Origin of the sequence: Vibrio sp. Hal054 (assembly GCF_037162405.1) — a bacterium.
Lineage (GTDB): Bacteria > Pseudomonadota > Gammaproteobacteria > Enterobacterales > Vibrionaceae > Vibrio > Vibrio diazotrophicus.
This window is the reverse complement of the sequence record NZ_JARLUT010000001.1, coordinates 753,924-773,505: the sequence shown is the minus strand read 5'-3', so window position 1 is coordinate 773,505 and position 19,582 is coordinate 753,924. Positions and strand designations below refer to the sequence as shown.

Sequence of the window (19,582 nt, the reverse complement as noted above, 5' to 3'; positions counted from 1 at the left end):
TCCACAATTCTGGGCATTTTCACAATAAAAACTGCGGATTTATTAGGAAATAATATTTACTTCGCTTGTTCTGTAGCCAACGTCTTACAAAGCAAAAAGCCTCCGCATATAGCGAAGGCTTTCATTTCAGCTAAAGAATTTTATCTATTATGGCAGTTTCACGCCAGATAGATCTTCAGTAGCACTGATTGCTTTCATTTCGCCCGCAACGATTTCCGCTAGTGGACCTAGGATAACTTGAAGGTTGTTTTCGCCAAGCTTAACCACTCCTTTAGCACCTAGTTTCTTCAATACAGCTTCGTCAGCTACTGAACGATCTTTCAGTGTTAGACGTAGACGTGTAATACAAGCATCGATAGTGGTTAGGTTTTCGTGACCACCTAGAGCTTTTAGGTATTGGCGCGCTAGATCACTCTTGTCTCCACTTGAGCTAGAAGGTGCTGCAACAGCTTCATCATCATCTTCACGACCTGGTGACTTCAAGTTGAAAGTACGGATTGCGAATGTGAATGTGAAGAAGTATAGAGCGAAGAACGCTAGACCAATGATAAGTAGAGTTACAGGTTTAGTTGCTAGACCCCAGTTTAGTGCGAAGTCGATTAGACCAGCAGAGAAACCAAAGCCGTGTAGCGTACCAAACATGTTAGCAACAACTAAAGCTAGACCAGTAAACACTGCGTGCATTGCATATAGTGCTGGTGCTAGGAACACAAACATAAACTCTAGAGGCTCTGTGATACCTGTTAGGAATGAACAGAATGCTACAGAGAACAATGCACCACCAACTTGATGACGTTTCTCTACAGGTGCTGCAAAGTACATAGCTAATGCTGCACCAGGTAGACCGAACATCATGATTGGGAAGAAGCCATTCATGAATACACCAGCGCTCTTATCGCCACCGAAGAAACGGTGTAGGTCGCCAGATTTCATTGTTTCAGTCACTTCTTTAACAACAGCTGTGATCTCAGGATTCACTGCATTTTGGAAGTTAAATGTGTGCTCTTGACCAACCACTAGAGCTTTAGCAATAGATGGATCCACACATAATTTTTGTAATGCAGGTAGTGCTTGACCAGCCGCTTGAGCCCCCGTTACCACGATTTCTTGACACGTACCCATACCGAACCAGAAGTAGGAGTTAAGCACGTGGTGCAAACCAACAGGAATTAGAGCACGGTTAAGAGTACCGTAAACAAACTGACCTACTGAACCAGAAGTTGATACTGCGTGAGCTAGAGTATCAAGACCACCTTGGATGCTTGGCCATACAACACCAGAGATTGCACCTGCAACCAGTGCAAACAGACCTGCCATAATAGGTACAAGACGCTTACCAGAGAAGAACGCTAACCATTCTGGAAGACGAGTAGCGTGAAAAGCGTTATAAGCGTGACCCGCGATGATACCTGCAAAAATACCGCCGAAGAACGACATGTTAATTGAAGGATCAATTGTTTTTGCTGTTGCTGTCAGTACGAAGTATGCAACTGCACCAGCTAGACCAGCAGCACCAGAACCGTCTTTAGAAAGACCGATTGCGATACCAAGGCCGAATAGAAGAGGTAGTTGCCCAAAAATCGCACCACCAGCTTCTGCCATAAATGGAATGTCTAGTAGGTCGCCCTGACCTAGACGTAATAAGATCGCTGCAACAGGTAGCGTTGCGATAGGTAGCATCAATGCTTTACCTAACTTTTGCGCATATCCAAGAATATTCACCGTAAGTTCCCCCTATAGGATTTTATAAATATCGGCAAACTTATTTTAGTCGCCCAATTTAGTCATAATCAGTGTATGACAATAATTTTGCTCCGCAAATTAAAAGCTCATCAATTGTGACCGTAATCACCTCAGAGCAGCATAATTCGAGGTTTTTGCTAGCGAGATCATAAAACTTATTTTACAATATAAAAAAACATGAATTTAACGGTACTATTCGGCTAATAAATAAGTGATGCAATGTCTTATAGCAAAAGAGATTATAGCTGCTAATAAACCTATTTTCCGGTGACAAAACCAGAACAAAAATAGTACCGAATAATCAGCTTGAAGCACCATTTGAGTGACCGCTGAGCACAAAGATATTTCGCGATTTGATAAAAGTTAGCAAAGAGTCCGTTCGTACCATACTCTTTAGAGACCATATCAGCTTATCGCTCCTAAAATTATAGAATGTCTATCGACGAGGATTCGTTAATTATGTACGCACTAACTAACTGTAAAGTATACACAGGCAGCGATGTACTAACTGGCCATGCTGTTGTCATTAATGCTGATACAATTCACGCTATTATCCCTGAAGAAAATCTTCCGAGTGACATAGAGCGCAAAGATCTCAATGGTGCAAACCTAAGCCCGGGGTTTATTGACTTACAACTCAATGGCTGTGGTGGCGTTATGTTCAACGATGAAATAACGGCAGATACAATCCATACGATGCACCAAGCTAACCTTAAATCAGGCTGTACAAGCTTCTTACCCACTCTCATCACCTCCTCTGATGAAAACATGCGTCAAGCTATCGCAGCAGAGCGTGACTACCGCCAAAAGTACAGCCACCACTCTTTAGGTCTTCACCTAGAAGGACCTTATTTGAATATCGAAAGAAAAGGTATTCATAGCGTTGACTTTATTCGTGAATCGGATGAAGCAATGATCGATTTCATGTGTCAGAACAGTGATGTCATTACTAAAGTAACGTTGGCGCCAGAAAACAATAATCCTCAACATATTGAAAAACTGGCGCAAGCAGGCATTGTGGTATCAATTGGTCACACAAACGCCACCTATCAAGAAGCTCGTAAAGGTTTTGAATCCGGCATTACTTTCGCAACGCATTTGTTTAATGCAATGACACCAATGCAAGGCCGTGAGCCTGGTGTTGTTGGTGCTATTTTTGACACACCAGAAGTCTACGCAGGTATTATTGCTGATGGTTTCCACGTGGATTACGCAAACATCCGTATCGCGCATAAAATCAAGGGTGAAAAGCTCGTATTAGTGACAGATGCCACAGCTCCTGCAGGCGCGGAGATGGATTACTTTATTTTTGTCGGTAAGAAAGTATATTACCGAGATGGCAAGTGTATCGATGAAAACGGCACACTTGGTGGCTCAGCCCTTACAATGATTGAAGCAGTTCAAAATACGGTTGAGCATGTCGGCATCGCTTTAGATGAAGCACTGAGAATGGCTACTTTGTATCCAGCAAAAGCAATTGGGGTTGACCATAAATTGGGTCGTATTAAGAACGGCATGATTGCCAGCCTGACTGTTTTTGACCGTGACTTCAATGTAAAAGCGACTGTGGTTAACGGACAATACGAGCATAAGTAATAATGAATGGCGGACAAATAGGTAACGTAGATTTAGTCAAGCAGCTGAACAGCGCTGCAGTATATCGTTTAATAGACCAGCAAGGTCCTATTTCTCGAATCCAGGTTGCCGATGTGAGTCAGCTTGCTCCAGCAAGTGTGACAAAAATAACCCGCCAACTTCTAGAGCGCGGCCTTATCAAAGAGGTCGCCCAACAAGCTTCTACAGGAGGTCGAAGAGCAATATCTTTGACCACTGAAGTGGCTCCGTTTCACTCTATTGCAGTACGCCTAGGACGCGACTACATTCAGTTCAGTCTATTTGACTTGGGAGCGAAAGAGATCGCTTCGGATTTTCAAGAGTTTCTCTATACCAATCAGACTGAGTTGGTGGATGGCCTTCTCAAATATCTTAAAGATTTCACTAATCAACATACCTCTTCTATTAGCCAGCTCATCGCGGTTGGTATCGCTTTACCAGGTTTGGTTAACCCAGAAACTGGTGTTGTTGAATATATGCCAAATGTCAAAATAGATGCTTTACCGCTCGGTGAAATCATCAAAGACAATTTCCACGTAGAATGTTTTGTTGGTAACGATGTTAGAGGAATGGCATTGGCTGAACACTATTTCGGTGTCAGTCAGGATTGTCAGGATTCAATATTGGTGAGTGTTCACCGAGGTACAGGTGCGGGCATCATAGTCAATGGACAAGTATTCTTAGGCTTCAATCGCAACGTAGGTGAAATTGGCCATATACAAATCGATCCATTAGGTGACCAATGTCAATGTGGCAATTTTGGTTGCTTAGAAACCGTTGCAGCAAACCCTGCAATCGTTAATCGCGTAAACAAACTTATCGCTCAAGGTTATGAATCAAGCCTATCGAAAGTCGATGGTATTACGATTCATGACATATGTGAGCACGCCAATAACGGCGATGAACTTTCGCAACAAGCTTTAGTGCGTGTCGGGAATCAATTAGGTAAAGCGATTGCGATTACCATTAACTTGTTTAACCCGCAAAAAATCATTATTGCTGGCGCGATTACAGAAGCAAAAGACACTCTGTTCCCAGCAATTCAACGAAATGTAGAGAATCAGTCTCTCAAATCGTTCCATACTAACTTACCCATTGAAGCTTCACTGTTAGATAAACAACCAACATTAAGCGCATTTGCTATGATCAAGCGTGCAATGTTGAATGGTGTATTGTTACAAAAACTTCTGGAAGATTAGGACTTATCCACATTGGTATAAGCAACTGATTACCCTATAATACGAGGCTGCGTCTATTAATTAGACACAGCCTTTTTATTTCTGGGAAGCAAATATTACCAATGGAAATTATTCTAATTACAACAGCATTTATCGCTGGTTTTATTGCGCTAAAGTGCAATCTCCCTCCCCTTGTGGGCTTTCTTATCGCCGGCTTTGCGTTACACGCTTTTGGCTTTGAATCAAACAAGACTATCTCCGTTTTGGCCGACCTCGGGGTTACGCTACTGCTGTTTACTATCGGTTTGAAGCTGGATATCAAAACACTGCTGGCAAAAGAAATCTGGGCAGGGGCAACGATACATAATCTATTATCAACAGCAGTATTTAGTATTGTTCTTATTGGTTTCAAATACCTAGGATTAGACAGTCTCGCACTCGTTTCAATCTCAAGCATTATTTTACTTGGTTTTGCACTCTCCTTTTCAAGTACCGTTTTTGCCGTAAAATCTCTTCAAGAAAAGGGAGAAATGAATGCTACCTATGGCACCATCGCCATCGGTATTCTTGTTATGCAAGATATCTTTGCCGTCATTTTCTTAACGGTTTCAACAGGTAAAATTCCAGAGTGGTATGCACTTGCTCTTTTCCTGCTCCCATTGATACGTCCTTTGTTTTTCAAAGTACTTGATTGGGTTGGACATGGTGAAATGCTCGTTTTGGCGGGGATTTTCTTTGCTTTAGTTGTGGGGGCAGGCTTATTTGAGTTCGTTGGCATGAAGCCGGATTTGGGCGCCCTCATTTTAGGCATGATGTTAGCCGGACACACTAAAGCTTCAGAGCTTTCAAAATCACTGTTTAATATGAAAGAGTTGTTCTTGGTCTGCTTCTTCTTGAACATTGGTTTATCAGAACAACCGACTGTCACAGGCTTCTTACTCTCACTATTATTACTACTGTTGCTTCCACTCAAAGGCGTGTTGTACTTCTTAGTGTTAAACAAGTTCCGCTTCCGTGTCCGTACGTCACTGCTCGCCACTATATCTCTCTTCAACTTCAGTGAGTTTGGCCTGATCGTTGGAGGACTGGCATTTAAAATGGGCTGGTTATCAGGGGACATACTTGTCGCCTTAGCCATTTCGGTGCCCCTATCCTTTATAGTCACCGCTCCAATTGTGCGTAAAGGACACGAGATCTACCATTACTCAGCTCATTGGTTAAAAGAGCAAACCGCCGAACGAATAAATATCAGAGATAGGTTTATCAATCCGGGCAGCTCTCAACTGATCATTCTTGGAATGGGACGTATCGGCACTGGTGCTTACGATGAGTTCCATTCACGCTATGGCAATATCTGTTTAGGCGTTGAGCTAAGAGAAGATACGGCTCAGGAGCACAGAAACGAAGGTCGAAACGTGATCTCTGGAGATGCCACCGACCCCGACTTTTGGGAAAGGATACTAGATACTGGTAACGTTAAAATGGTGCTGTTAGCAATGCCACACCATCAGGCGAACCAGATCGCTCTAGAGCAGTTGAAAAAGCGCTCATTCAACGGACAAATTGCAGCTATTGCAGAATATCCAGATCAGTTAGATAACCTTCTCGAAAAAGGCGCGCACGCAGCATTTAACATCTATCGAGAAGCCGGCTCTGGTTTTGCTCGCCATGTCTGTGAACAACTGAAGCCTGAATTTGTAAAACACTAGCCTTAATCCATTCATCCACTTAAAGAAAAAGAGCACCAAGTGCTCTTTTTTTATTCCAAGCGGTGTTTTTTTCATCATTATTTAAACTCCATCCACCAAAACAAACCTTTTGATAAATAAAATTCACTCATAGCAAGTTTATTTAAACTATTTACCAATCATGGGTTGTTTTTTTTAATCAAAATGGCAAATTGGAGTCATCTGATTAAAACTCGTTTACTAAGGGAAGTTGTATGTGTTCTATCTTTGGCATCTTGGACATCAAAAGTGATGCGGCTGCGCTACGCCCAGTAGCATTGGAAATGTCGAAAAAACTCCGCCACCGTGGTCCTGATTGGTCCGGTATCTATGCATCTGACAAAGCTATTCTGGCACACGAGCGTTTGGCTATTGTTGGTCTAAATAGTGGAGCACAACCTCTATACAGCCCTGATAAGAAACTTATCCTTGCAGTAAACGGTGAGATTTATAACCACAAAGAAATTCGTGCTCGTTACGAAGGTAAATACGAGTTCCAAACAGACTCAGATTGCGAGGTAATCTTGGCACTATACCAAGACAAAGGCGCGGATCTTCTTGAAGAACTCAACGGTATCTTTGCTTTCGTTCTTTACGATGAAGAGAAAGACGAGTACTTGGTAGGTCGTGACCACATCGGTATTATCCCGCTATACCAAGGTCAAGATGAGCACGGCAACTACTACGTTGCTTCTGAAATGAAAGCGCTGGTTCCTGTATGTAAGACCCTGAGCGAGTTCCCTCCAGGTAGCTACTACAGTTCTCAAGACAAAGAGCCAACGCGTTACTACGTGCGAGACTGGAACGAATATGCAGCGGTAAGTGGTAACTCTACGAGCAAAGAAGAACTGACAGCTGCGCTAGAAGCTGCTGTTAAGCGTCAATTAATGACAGACGTACCATATGGTGTTCTTCTGTCTGGTGGTTTGGATTCATCCATCACTTCAGCCGTAGCGAAGCGCTATGCTGCTATGCGTATCGAAGATGATGAAAAATCTGAAGCTTGGTGGCCACAACTTCACTCGTTCGCAGTAGGTCTTGAAGGTGCACCGGATCTTAAAGCAGCACGTGAAGTAGCTGAGAAAATTGGTACTGTTCACCACGAGATGACTTACACCATTCAAGAAGGTCTTGATGCAATTCGTGATGTGATTTACCACATTGAAACCTACGATGTCACAACCATCCGTGCTTCTACCCCTATGTACCTCATGGGACGTAAGATCAAAGCTATGGGTATTAAAATGGTTCTTTCTGGTGAAGGTGCAGATGAAATCTTTGGTGGCTATTTATATTTCCACAAAGCACCAAACGCTCAAGAGTTCCACGAAGAAACCGTTCGTAAGCTGCTTGCACTAAACATGTTTGACTGTGCACGTGCAAACAAATCGCTTGCAGCATGGGGCGTTGAAGGTCGCGTGCCTTTCCTAGATAAAGAGTTTATTGATGTAGCAATGCGTCTAAACCCTGCCGATAAAATGTGTGGCAACGGCAAGATGGAAAAACACATCCTTCGCGAGTGTTTTGAACACTACCTGCCTGAATCCATCGCATGGCGTCAGAAAGAGCAATTCTCTGACGGCGTAGGCTACAGCTGGATCGACACGCTAAAAGCAACTGCTGAAGCGAAAGTAACCGATCAACAAATGGAAACCGCGCAATACCGTTTCCCATACAACACGCCAACAACCAAAGAAGGCTATGTGTATCGTGAAATTTTTGAGGAGTTGTTCCCTCTAGAGTCAGCGGCTCAATGTGTTCCGGGTGGTCCTTCAGTGGCGTGTTCTTCTGCAAAAGCAGTTGAATGGGACGAATCATTCAAAAACTGTATCGACCCATCAGGCCGTGCAGTCAAAGCGGTTCACAACGAAGCTTACTAAGCTTCAAGAAAGACAAAAGGCGCCTAGAGCGCCTTTTTGTTGTATGAACATGCTGAGTAACTTTACTTAAGATCTAAATCTTTGTTATCAATACTCATCACTACTGGTTGGTTGATGAGTTTAATCAGCATTAATGATCGAGTTTCCCCATCCGATTCTTGATAAATGGCTTCTATTCCGGAAAATTGACCGCCTGTCACTTTCATAACTTGTCCTTGCGTAGGTACTTTAGACGCAGTCAAACTTTGCTCACTGGTATCCATCTGTTTAAGTTCATAAATCAGATCACCCTGTAACTCTTTAGGTTGACTACCAAAGCGGACAAAATCAGCCACTCCTCGAGTTGATCGAACCGTGGTAAAAGTGGGGCCTGCTTCAAAATCAAAACGCACGAACATATAACAAGGAAAAAGCGGTTCTTTCACTGATTGACGCTTTCCTCGCATGATTTTTTCTATCGTGACTTCCGGGTAATAACACTCAACGCCTTGATTTTCCAGATGAGCTTTCGCTCTAAGCTGCTCACCTCGTTTACAATAAAGTAGATACCAACGTTTCATATTCTTAACCAATAATTTTTTTGGCAATGCTATCACTATGACTATGTATAGTCATGATTAAAGACGCAAACAATCACACCTCCTCTCTCAGTTGACGAGATAACAAGCACTACTCCTGACTAAAGACCCCCAGCGCAAAATTAGTTTTCACAAATGATAGCTTTTTCAAATATCCTGAATTAATAACACCAACCAGAGCGAAAGCCCAACAAACATACTAATTTACAAAATTAAATCATTTGAAATATCTTAATGACCAATGTATATCTATCGGCCACTAAAAATATAATGATGACTTTAGTATCTAATATGCAAAACCAACAACAAATTTTTGGTCACCCACGTGGCTTATTCCTTTTATTTAGCACAGAGCTTTGGGAACGTTTCTCCTACTATGCAATGAGAGCGATTCTAGTTCTTTACTTGACTGACGCGACTCTTAACGGAGGTATGGGTTGGTCAACAAAAGACGCTCTCGATCTTTACGGTATCTATACTGGCTTGGTATACATCACTCCACTTATCGGCGGCTACCTAGCGGATAACTATCTTGGTCAACGCCGTTCAATTCTGATCGGTGGTGCATTGATGGCGATTGGTCAGTTCACCCTAGCAATGCCAGCTGAGGCGATTGGTATTTCACCAATGCACTCTTTTTACCTTGGTCTTGGGCTGCTGATTGCTGGGAACGGCCTGTTTAAGCCAAATATTTCAACAATGGTTGGTGACTTATACCAAGAAGGCGACCATCGTCGTGATGGTGCTTTTACCATTTTCTATATGGGTATCAACATTGGTGCTCTACTTGCTGGTGTTGTCGCAGGCTCAGTAACAAACTCTTTCGGTTGGAAAGCAGGTTTTGTCGCGGCAGGTATCGGCATGCTTATCAGTTTAGTAATGCAAATCTCTCTTGCTCAATCTTGGCTTGGTGATATCGGTAGAGTGCCAGCTGCTAAACGTGCAATGGAAAAAAACAAGTCTCAGACTAAGCAGCCGCTTACGAAAGAAGAATTTGACCGTATTAAAGTCATCTTAATCATGAGTCTGTTTACCATAGTGTTCTGGGCTGGCTTTGAACAAGCCGGTGGTCTGATGAACATCTACACCCAGCAATACACCGATCGTATGATTGGTAGCTTTGAAATACCTGCGGCTTGGTTCCAGTCACTTAACCCATTCTTTATTATTACTCTAGCACCCGTACTGGCTGTTTTCTGGGTAAAACTGGGCAAACGTGAACCTAACTCTCCCGTTAAATTTGCTCTTGCGATGTTCTTCTTAGCGCTTGGGTTCCTATGTATGGTTGGTGCGGTACTGCAACAAGGCGGAGACACCACAGTTAAAACATCGATGCTTTGGTTAGTGGGTGCATTTTTCTTCCATACCTTGGGCGAACTGTGTTTATCTCCAATCGGTTTATCACTAGTAACTAAGCTGGCTCCACTACGTCTTGCATCATTAATGATGGGTGCATGGTTTGGTTGTAACGCGATTGCAAACTACGTTGCTGGCTATGTTGGCTCTCATGTCGGTGAGTTAGGCGCAATGGCCATCTTCAGTGGTATTGCGGTTACTGCAACTGTCTCTGGTGTCATTCTACTGCTGTTTGCAAACAAGCTAGTATTTTGGATGCACGGAGCAGAAGGCTATGTTGAGACTGAAGCTGACGAGAAGCAAGCTGAAGTACAACCAGCTTAATACTGTTTGAATAGTAAAAAGGACCACTTGATGTGGTCCTTTTTGTTTCTCGAAACATTCGAACTTAGTTCGTTACAAGTGCTTTCATCATCTCAATGTGAGCATCATCTGCATTCAGACATGGAATGTAATTAAACGTCTCACCACCAGCTTCTATAAACAGCGCTTTGTTTTCTCCTGCTATTTCCTCAAGAGTTTCCAAACAATCGACAGAAAATGCCGGACAGATGATATCAAGCTTCTTAATACCCTTTTCAGGCAGTGATTCCATCGTTTTGTCGGTGTATGGCTGTAACCACTCTTCCTTACCAAACTGAGATTGGTAAGTCATCAGTACTTTTTCTTCAGCTAACCCCAGCTCTTTTGCAAGAAGGCGAGTTGTTTCTTCACAATGCAGAGGATAAACATCACCATTATCGGCGTATCGCTTAGGAATACCGTGGTAGGAACAAACCAATAAGTCTCCTTGACCATTTTGTTCCCATGATGCGCGAACGCTGCTCGCAAGCGCTTGTATGTAGAGAGGATGACTGTAGTAATCACGGACAAACGTAAGCTGAGGCATAGTTGGGATACCTTTTATCGCTTTTGCCAGCGCATCAAACACAGCAGCTGTCGTTGACGATGAATACTGAGGATATAACGGAAGAACAGTAACCTCTTCAACGCCTTGTTGCAGAAGTTTATCTAAGCCACTACTTAGACTTGGTTCGCCGTAAGTCATTCCTAACTCAACAGGAATATCCAGCAATGATTGCAGCTTGTTACGTTGTTGCTGTGAGAACACCATCAAAGGTGAGCCACCATCAAACCATACCGACTGATACAGCTTTGCTACTTTAGGAGAGCGAATTGGAAGAATGATTCCGTGCAGAAGCGGACACCACAACCAGCGACTCATATCGACAACACGTTTGTCATGAAGAAATTCAGCCAAAAAGCGCTTAACTTCAACGGCTGTGGGAGCTTGAGGTGTACCTAAGTTGGCTAACAAGACACCTTGTTTTTTTATAGTTTTCATAGCGTCCTTTTGTCTATTTCTAGTATTCCGGCTTAAGACTTAAAGAAAATGGGTGTATACCCCAATTAACTTGAGATGCATTTACTCGAATGTACGTAGATAACACTGCTGTAGCTTCAAGTCGTTTGGGTATAAAAAAAGCGACCTTTCGGCCGCTTAACTATAACAAAATTATTAAAAATTTTGATAATAGGTATTATCTATTAAGCTAATGCTTTTTCGATATCAGCACTAACTTCAGCAACTTGCTTAGTACCGTCAAATTTCAGGTACTTAGTGTTACCCGCTGCAGCTTCTTTACCGTAGTACTCGATAAGTGGCGCTGTTTGGTTGTGGTATACACCTAGACGTGCACGTACTGTTTCTTCTTTATCGTCATCACGAACAACAAGATCTTCACCAGTTACGTCATCTTTACCTTCAACTTTTGGCGGGTTGTACACTACGTGGTAAGTACGGCCAGAAGCAAGGTGAGCACGACGACCAGCCATACGCTCAACGATTACATCGTCAGCTACGTCAAATTCAATCACGTAGTCAACATCGATACCCATTTCTTTTAGGCCATCAGCCTGAGGGATAGTGCGTGGAAAACCGTCCAACAAGAAGCCTTTCTCGCAATCATCTTGCGCAATACGCTCTTTGATTAGACCAAGAATGATTTCATCAGAAACTAGCTGACCAGCATCGATAACAGATTTAGCTTGTTTACCAAGTTCTGTACCTGCTTTGATAGCGGCACGTAGCATGTCACCAGTAGAGATTTGTGGAATACCGAACTTCTCCATGATGAATTGAGCCTGTGTACCTTTACCAGCACCTGGAGCACCTAGAAGAATGATGCGCATGTTTAATCCTCTTTAGAAAATAATATTTATACCGAAGCTCACTATATCCTTTAGGGCAAGATCCTCTTGAGGAACATCCTTGATAGGGGAACGGTAAGTTTCGGTATAACAGTTGATACAGCTAGCGAATGCAAGCTGGCGTGCAAAATACACGCGTTGATAACCATATTCAAGCTTCGCATTCTATCACATAAATTTGTCTCTCAGGCGAATCTAAGACTAAAGAATGCAACTAGGCACTCAAACCTCGAGCTTGTTTAACACAAATCGACACAAATAAACGACGTTAGCTCACTTTTCAATAAAAAAAGCCCGCATTTCGCGAGCTTTTTGTTCATTAAGATTATTAAACCTTAGTCAGAAGTTTGTTCATAGCCGTCAAGAACTGAGAAGGATCAGCCATAGAGCCGCGCTCAGCCAACATTGCTTGACCCAGTAACACTTCCACCCAACGTCCAAATGCTTCTTCATCTGGCTCGTCAGACATCATCTTAACCAAAGCGTGGTCAGGGTTGATCTCGAAGATGTACTTAACTTCAGGCACAGCCTGACCGGCCGCTTCCAAAAGCTTCGCCATTTGCGTACCCATTTCGAAATCATCTGTTACAACAACCGCAGGAGTAGTCGCAAGCTTGAATGTTGTGCGCACATCTTTCACTCGGTCACCCAAGTAGCCTTTAATACGCTCCACAACTGACTTGAACTCTTGTTCCGTCTCTTTATGCTTCTCTTTTTCTGCTTCGTCTTCGAACTTACTTAGGTCTAGACCCGCTTTAGTGATTGACTGGAACTGCTTACCATCAAACTCTGTTAAGTAGTTCATCAACCACTCATCAATGCGATCGTACATCAGAATAACTTCGATACCCTTCGACTTAAATTGTTCTAAGTGTGGGCTATTCTTAGCTGCCGCATAGCTGTCCGCCGTCAAGTAGTAGATTTTGTCTTGACCTTCTTTCATGCGTTCAACATAAGAAGCAAGGCCAATAGTTTGCTCTGAAGAATCCACTTCTGTCGAAGCAAAACGCAGTAGGCCGGCAATTTTCTCTTTGTTTGCCATGTCCTCAGCAGGGCCTTCTTTCATCACAAGACCAAACTGCTTCCAGAAAGACTGATATTTCTCGGCATCATTACTTGCCATACGTTCAAGCATAGTAAGTACACGCTTAGTACATGCATTACGTAAAGATTGAGTAACCTTGTTATCTTGCAGGATTTCGCGTGAAACGTTTAGCGGCAGATCATTTGAATCTATCAAACCACGAACAAAACGTAGGTAAGACGGCATAAATTGCTCTGCGTCATCCATGATAAACACACGTTGGACGTACAGTTTCAGACCGGACTTATGGTCGCGGTTCATCATGTCCCAAGGCGCTTTAGAAGGAATATACAACAAGCTGGTGTAATCGTTCTTACCTTCAACCTTATTGTGGCTCCAAACGAGTGGTTCAGCGAAATCATGAGATACATGTCTGTAGAACTCTTGATACTCTTCATCTGTGATATCAGATTTGCTGCGAGTCCAAAGTGCTTGCGCCTTGTTGATTTGTTCCCACTTCTTGTTGCCTGTCTCTTTACCTTCGTCATCACGCTCTTCAGTCTGAATAAAGACGGGAATACCGATATGATCAGAGTATTTTGAAATCACATCGCGAAGACGCCATTCAGAAAGGAACTCTTCACCTTCTTCGCGAAGATGAAGAATGATATCCGTACCACGACTTGCCTTTTCAATCGACTCTACCGTGTACTCACCTTCACCTTTCGAATGCCATTGAACCGCTTCACTACTTGCTACTCCAGCAGCACGAGTGCGAACCGTTACCGCATCAGCAACAATAAATGCAGAGTAAAAACCAACACCGAATTGACCGATCAACTGAGAATCTTTGGTTTGCTCTTCAGAAAGCTTAGAGAAAAACTCCGCCGTACCGGATTTCGCGATAGTACCTAAATGCTCAATCACGTTCTCGCGAGTCATACCGATACCGTTATCAGAGATCGTTATCGTTTTTGTCTCTTTGTCGAATGACAGTTTAACGCCAAGATCTGCATCTCCTTGGTAAAGATCTGGATTTGATAATGCTTGAAAACGCAACTTATCTGCAGCATCTGAAGCATTAGAAATCAACTCACGCAGGAAGATCTCTTTGTTTGAATACAAAGAGTGAATCATAAGATGAAGTAGTTGCTTCACTTCCGATTGAAAACCACGTGTTTCTTTATTTGCTGTCGTTGTTTCGCTCATTTTAGCTCCATAACATCACATTAGAGATTTCCAGTCACATTGCACAAAAATTAGCCAGACTAGAAAGATAACCAATTTGCTAAATAAGTAGGGTCGGCGAATGTAAATTCAAGGTCAGTAACGTCAAAAAACACTGTTTTTTTTATATTTATTGATTATGCTTGGCACAGTTTTATATCAAGGAAGATAAATATTCATTGCAGTCTTAACTCCTCCTTAACTCGTTAGCATGGAAACTATCCTCCAGTTAGCCGTGATTTAAGACTCTAAAAATAAATGAAGAAGATATCGATGACGGGCATAGGCAATAAATTTCTTCTCGGAGACAGATTTACTTTCGATTCAATCAGCAACACTCTGATTGATAATATTTTTGACGATGAACTTGTTCGTTTGGGCAGCAATGAAAGTCGAATACTACTTCTATTCTGCCAGCGCCCAAATGAAGTCGTTTCTCGTAACGAACTGTATGATTTCGTCTGGAGAGAACAAGGCTTTGAAGTAGATGATTCCAGCTTAACTCAAGCTATCTCTACCCTGCGTAAACAGCTTAAGGATTCGACTACGTCGCCACAGTTTGTGAAAACTGTGCCTAAGCGTGGGTATCAATTAATTTCTACAGTCACAGATATTTCCGAGTTCGACGTAAGTGCTGATGTCAACGAACCAGAAAATCTTGAGTGGGATGGACAAGAAAACCGTAGTGATGTTTCAGATCAAGCTGCTCCGCTTGAAGTTGTAACACACATGGAGACAGACAACAGTGTATCTCATGATGACGAAGCAACTACAGCTGCACAGCAACCTGTTACGCCTAAGCAATCGATTGATCTAGTGACTAAGCTGTTGTTCTTATTCTCAGTGCTGCTACCAATATTTGCAGTGATGTTTACTAATCCTACTCAGTCCGAATTCAGAAGGCTCGCGAGCTATCAAGGTGTCGTGGTAGACACGCCCCAAAACCACCCTGACATAACGGAATGGTTACCTTCTATCGAACTGTGTATCAATCAATACATAACCCTGTACCAAGGCGAATTTGCTCTCGATAAAGTTATTGCAACTGGCGGATACAATGATGTGCTGACTTTGAATTACATCCATAAACCTGAGTATTCATCAGCCAACATCACGTTAAAAATTGTGGCGAATCAAGATGAAATAAACAAAGTTTGCCAGCGAGGTAAGTCATCATGATTAGAAGAATTGCGGTAGTGATGAGCATTGTTTCAGTAGCATTCAGCAGTTGGCTCTATTGGGGAAGTGATTTAAAAATTGAACAGGAATTATCTTCAAGAGAGTGGCAATCAGAAACGGTCACTTTGATTGAGAACACAACCACTCATCAGCCTATAGGCCCATTACGTCGCGTCGATATTTCTTCAAATGTGAAATATTTACCTAATGGTACCTATGTGCGTGTGTCTAATGTAATTTTATATGCAAACAATGATGACCCGCAGAACATCATGAATATCTCGGAAACAGGTAAGTGGGATGTCAGCGATAACTACTTATTGGTTTCGCCAACTAAGTTTAGGAATGTTTCACAAAGCCAGAACCAAGAATTCACCAAAGAAGAACTTGAATTGGCAACGCAGTTTTTCAAAATGGAAGCTCAGCAAAGCCGACGTGTTGATATTGTCAATAACAAGACTTTGCTGCTAACAAGCTTGAACCACGGTTCAACCGTACTGTTCAGCAACTAAGGAACATATGGACAAAGCAAAAATAGACATTTTTTACTGTCGCCAATGTAACTGGATGCTAAGAGCAACTTGGATAAGCCAAGAGCTTTTGCACACATTCAGTGAAGAAATTGAAACCGTATCGCTCCACCCAGATACAGGCGGCAGATATGAGATTTTCTGTAACGGGGTACAGATCTGGGAACGCAAGAAAGATGGCGGTTTCCCAGAAGCAAAAGAGTTAAAACAGCGCGTTAGAGATCTTATTGATCCTGAACGTGACTTAGGCCACTCAGACAGAAAATAAAAGAAGAGCTCATTTGAGCTCTTCTTTTATTTCAACCCATATCAGGACGGGTCAACAGTTTCTTTTGAAATGTCTGCTTGAGCAATCACATCACCACCATCAAGAGACTTAACCACAAGCCGGTTGTCTTCCAATAAGCCATAACTGGGTGCAAAGCCATTTCTTGGGAAAGTTACTGATCCCGGATTGAAGAAAAAGCCTTTTTCCCACTCGTGAGCAAATGGAATATGGGTATGTCCGTGAGCCAGAATGTCACGTTGCCCCATCGCAGGGCAATTTTCTTGGTTGTAAAGATGGCCGTGAGTGAGGAAGATTCTTTGTCCAGATTCAAGTATCACCCATGCGTAGTCAGACATCATCGGAAATGACAGCAACATCTGGTCAACTTCACTATCACAGTTACCTCGTACGGCTACTATTTTGTCAGCATAGTGATTAAGTCGCTCCACTACAGCTGCTGGGTTGTATCCTTCAGGTATCGGGTTACGAGGTCCATGATTTAAAAGGTCTCCTAGCAAGACGAGCGTTGTCGACTCTGATTGCTCAAACAAAGACAAGACTTTTTCAGTTGCAGGAAGAGAACCGTGCAAATCGGAAGCAAAAAACAGTTTCATCGTAGACCTCATAGCAAAAACCACATAAGTTTAATGGTTTAGCAACTAGTCGTCATCTCTTACCATGCCATTCACCACAATATTGTTATAACTCACCATGCCAATGATTCTCCCTCCGTCAATGACTGGCGCGCGGCTTATACCAAAGCGTTCAAACAGGCGCGCGCAATATTTCACATTCATATCTGGCGAAACAGACAGCGCTGGTTTGGTCATAATTTCATAAATATTGGTTCGCTTAGGCGAGCGATTCTTCGCCAGAACTTTTTTGGCGATGTCATTCATCAGCACAATTCCATACTCATCATCTTCATGGCGTTTATCGACGATAAGGGCTTTCACCTGATGCTTTTTAGCAAGGCATATACCTTCAAATACCGTGGTCAATCCATCAACCATTACATAGGTGCCCGCCATAACATCTCTGACGCGAACTTTGTCTTCTCGATTCATAGATTTTCCTCCACCACTTTCGTTAAACGTTCAACCTGATGCGCTACACCTACGGCATCTTCAATGTCAATTTGAATAGCAATGCCCTGCCCTGAAGTCGCATCAAATTCGCCCACTTCATTGATTGTTTCGAGGATATGCCGAGCTAAGTGCTCTTCAACAACTAACAAGATAACGTCTTTTTGAACTTCTAAAGTCAAACCAAAAAACGTTCGCTTCTTATTTAAACCTTCACCTCGCGCGTTATTAATAACCGTAGCGCCAGTTGCCCCCGCTTCTCTTGCGGCATCAAGCACTAAGTCCGTTTTTGCATCTTCGACAAATGCCAGAATTAACTTAAACCGCATTGTCTTTCTCCTTTCTAGTTGCATCTGTGCACTCAGATTTTCGATTAAGCCACTGAGTAATTTGTGCATATCCCATTACCGAAATAATAGGAAATAAGCTGGCAAATGCGATAAGACCAAAACCATCAATCATCGGATTTCGTCCTGGAACTGTCGAAGCCAGCCCAAGTCCCAATGCTGCAACAATCGGGACGGTTACAGTGGAAGTCGTTACACCTCCAGAGTCATAAGCTAAAGGGGTAATAAGTTGCGGTGCGAAAAAGGTCTGAATAACCACCACAATGTACCCGGCGATAATGTAGTAATGAATGGGGTCTCCGACCACAATCCGATAACAGCCAAGGGTAATACCTACCGCAACACCCAGCGCCACAGCCATTCTCAAACCATTGACCGATATTGCACCACCTGATACCTGATTTGCTTTGATAGCAACGGCTATCAACGAAGGTTCAGCAATGGTGGTACTAAAACCAATGCTGAAAGCAAACAAATATACCCAGTAGTAATCAACCCATTGCAATTTTTCGCCAATACTCAACCGGTATTCGGTCAGCAAGTCGGGCGAGGTTAATTGCATCGCCATGGTTTTCCCTAAAGGAAATAACGCAAACTCCAGCCCTAGCAGGAACAGAGTAAGACCCAAAATCACATAGGCGAATCCGATTAACACTCTCATTGGGTTCGCGAGTGGTTTACGCAAAACAACAAATTGAAAGCCTGCAATGATCACGGCTATCGGAAAGACATCCTGAAGAGTGGATATGAGTGTGGAATAGAAAGTGCCAAGTGAAATCATGTCATCACCATGCCGAATACCATGACAAAAATCATCGGCAATAGAGAGGCAAACGCGATAAGACCAAATCCATCAAGCATCGGATTTCTGCCTTTAATAGCAGAAGCAAGGCCAATACCAAGAGCTGTGACTAAGGGGACTGTAATGGTTGAAGTGGTAACACCGCCGGAATCGTAGGCAATACCGATGATGCTTGGTGGAGCAAAAGCTGTCATTACCACAACTCCAATGTAACCTATCGCTATCATGTAATGAATCGGCCAGCCTTTAACGATGCGAATAACTCCTATCACAATGGCAATACCCACAGATAAAGCAACGGTTAGCCTAAGTCCGTTAGCGTATCTTTCCATTTCTTGCTCTGAATGTGTAATCATCCCTCCTTCGGCGGCCACTTTGGCGGCTTCTGTTGCAATGGAGGTAAGTGCTGGTTCAGCAATCGTCGTTCCGAAGCCAAGACAAAACGCAAATGCCAGCAGCCAGAATGCGCTCCCCTTGCGAGCAAACGCTTGAGCCATCGATTCCCCTATCGGAAACAGCCCCATTTCTAAACCAAATATAAAAAAAGTAAGCCCCAAAACGACAAGGACCAGTCCAAATAAAACGCTTAAGAAATTAGGTAGAACATCTTGTAAAACAAACAATTGAAAAAAGGCTATAACCATCACGATTGGCATCAGGTCTCGCATACTCGCTAACATCGCTTTAAATAGTGCTGTCAATCCTGACATATTTCCCCCATAACAATTGTTATGACTCATCATGGCAAAAGAACCCTAAAGTTGGTGTGACCTAGGTACAGGGCTGAGTAAAAAATTATCACAAGTAAAAACAGTGTATTGGAAGTTCTCACT

General features: G+C 42.8%; 18 protein-coding genes. 8 read left to right on the top strand and 10 right to left on the bottom strand.

All coding sequences use genetic code 11. The features are described from left to right. Positions 1-147: 147 nt before the first annotated feature. Complete coding sequence (gene nagE, locus P4S58_RS03500) at positions 148-1,722, bottom strand: N-acetylglucosamine-specific PTS transporter subunit IIBC (protein WP_042486339.1); 1,575 nt, start codon at positions 1,720-1,722, stop codon at positions 148-150. 480 nt (positions 1,723-2,202) lie between these two features. On the opposite strand from nagE, the gene nagA reads away from it, so the two are divergent. The 4 genes from nagA (at position 2,203) to asnB (ending at position 8,142) form a co-directional block, all read left to right on the top strand. Then, entirely contained in the window at positions 2,203-3,339 is a 1,137-nt protein-coding gene (nagA, locus tag P4S58_RS03495; protein ID WP_102969160.1) for an N-acetylglucosamine-6-phosphate deacetylase, read from the top strand. Between the two features lie 2 nt (positions 3,340-3,341). Continuing rightward, positions 3,342-4,556: a DNA-binding transcriptional regulator NagC gene (gene nagC, locus P4S58_RS03490; protein ID WP_102962761.1), complete on the top strand. Its 1,215-nt coding sequence runs from the start codon at positions 3,342-3,344 to the stop codon at positions 4,554-4,556. Positions 4,557-4,657: 101 nt separating this feature from the next. Continuing rightward, a complete protein-coding gene (locus tag P4S58_RS03485; RefSeq protein ID WP_102962762.1) occupies positions 4,658-6,244 on the top strand; it encodes a cation:proton antiporter family protein in 1,587 nt (528 codons plus the stop codon). A 233-nt stretch (positions 6,245-6,477) separates the two neighbouring features. Then, positions 6,478-8,142: an asparagine synthase B gene (gene asnB / locus P4S58_RS03480; protein ID WP_102953769.1), complete on the top strand. Its 1,665-nt coding sequence runs from the start codon at positions 6,478-6,480 to the stop codon at positions 8,140-8,142. A 62-nt stretch (positions 8,143-8,204) separates the two neighbouring features. Here asnB and rfaH read toward each other — a convergent pair whose 3' ends face one another. Beyond that, complete coding sequence (rfaH, locus tag P4S58_RS03475) at positions 8,205-8,702, bottom strand: transcription/translation regulatory transformer protein RfaH (RefSeq protein WP_042486358.1); 498 nt, start codon at positions 8,700-8,702, stop codon at positions 8,205-8,207. 309 nt (positions 8,703-9,011) lie between these two features. Here rfaH and P4S58_RS03470 point away from each other — a divergent pair, with 309 nt between their 5' ends. Beyond that, positions 9,012-10,400, top strand: coding sequence for a peptide MFS transporter (locus tag P4S58_RS03470; RefSeq protein ID WP_102962763.1), 1,389 nt, complete (start codon positions 9,012-9,014; stop codon positions 10,398-10,400). A gap of 64 nt (positions 10,401-10,464) precedes the next feature. Here the strand turns inward: P4S58_RS03470 and hemH are convergent, their stop codons facing one another. The 3 genes from hemH to htpG form a co-directional block, all read right to left on the bottom strand. Continuing rightward, positions 10,465-11,421 (bottom strand): ferrochelatase, encoded by a 957-nt coding sequence (gene hemH, locus P4S58_RS03465; RefSeq protein ID WP_102969161.1) that lies wholly within the window; start codon positions 11,419-11,421, stop codon positions 10,465-10,467. A gap of 203 nt (positions 11,422-11,624) precedes the next feature. Continuing rightward, entirely contained in the window at positions 11,625-12,269 is a 645-nt protein-coding gene (gene adk, locus P4S58_RS03460) for an adenylate kinase (RefSeq protein WP_042486378.1), read from the bottom strand. A 346-nt stretch (positions 12,270-12,615) separates the two neighbouring features. Continuing rightward, positions 12,616-14,520, bottom strand: a complete 1,905-nt coding sequence (gene htpG / locus P4S58_RS03455; protein ID WP_102965419.1) for a molecular chaperone HtpG — start codon at positions 14,518-14,520, stop codon at positions 12,616-12,618. Positions 14,521-14,811: 291 nt separating this feature from the next. On the opposite strand from htpG, the gene P4S58_RS03450 reads away from it, so the two are divergent. From P4S58_RS03450 to P4S58_RS03440, 3 genes are read left to right on the top strand one after another with little or no spacing between them, the layout of a single operon-like run. Next, complete coding sequence (locus P4S58_RS03450; RefSeq protein WP_102969162.1) at positions 14,812-15,717, top strand: transcriptional regulator; 906 nt, start codon at positions 14,812-14,814, stop codon at positions 15,715-15,717. After that, the gene (locus P4S58_RS03445) at positions 15,714-16,229 is read left to right on the top strand and encodes a regulatory protein ToxS (RefSeq protein ID WP_042486386.1); all 516 of its coding nucleotides are present in this window, start codon (positions 15,714-15,716) and stop codon (positions 16,227-16,229) included. The genes P4S58_RS03450 and P4S58_RS03445 overlap by 4 nt, the downstream gene beginning before the upstream one ends. A gap of 7 nt (positions 16,230-16,236) precedes the next feature. After that, positions 16,237-16,515, top strand: a complete 279-nt coding sequence (locus tag P4S58_RS03440) for a SelT/SelW/SelH family protein (protein ID WP_102953763.1) — start codon at positions 16,237-16,239, stop codon at positions 16,513-16,515. Positions 16,516-16,556: 41 nt separating this feature from the next. Here the strand turns inward: P4S58_RS03440 and yfcE are convergent, their stop codons facing one another. Genes yfcE through P4S58_RS03415 form a run of 5 tightly spaced genes read right to left on the bottom strand, consistent with a single transcriptional unit; the run spans position 16,557 to position 19,459 of the window. Beyond that, positions 16,557-17,129: a phosphodiesterase gene (gene yfcE / locus P4S58_RS03435; protein WP_102962767.1), complete on the bottom strand. Its 573-nt coding sequence runs from the start codon at positions 17,127-17,129 to the stop codon at positions 16,557-16,559. Positions 17,130-17,174: 45 nt separating this feature from the next. Continuing rightward, positions 17,175-17,582 carry a CBS domain-containing protein gene (locus P4S58_RS03430; protein ID WP_042486393.1) on the bottom strand — a complete coding sequence of 136 codons (408 nt, stop codon included), beginning with the start codon at positions 17,580-17,582 and terminating at the stop codon, positions 17,175-17,177. Continuing rightward, a complete protein-coding gene (locus P4S58_RS03425) occupies positions 17,579-17,929 on the bottom strand; it encodes a P-II family nitrogen regulator (RefSeq protein ID WP_042486396.1) in 351 nt (116 codons plus the stop codon). Before P4S58_RS03425 ends, P4S58_RS03430 begins: the two co-directional genes overlap by 4 nt. Further along, the gene (locus tag P4S58_RS03420; RefSeq protein ID WP_102965415.1) at positions 17,919-18,728 is read right to left on the bottom strand and encodes a DUF1538 domain-containing protein; all 810 of its coding nucleotides are present in this window, start codon (positions 18,726-18,728) and stop codon (positions 17,919-17,921) included. Before P4S58_RS03420 ends, P4S58_RS03425 begins: the two co-directional genes overlap by 11 nt. Next, positions 18,725-19,459: a DUF1538 domain-containing protein gene (locus P4S58_RS03415; protein ID WP_042486403.1), complete on the bottom strand. Its 735-nt coding sequence runs from the start codon at positions 19,457-19,459 to the stop codon at positions 18,725-18,727. The genes P4S58_RS03420 and P4S58_RS03415 overlap by 4 nt, the downstream gene beginning before the upstream one ends. Positions 19,460-19,582: the final 123 nt, after the last annotated feature.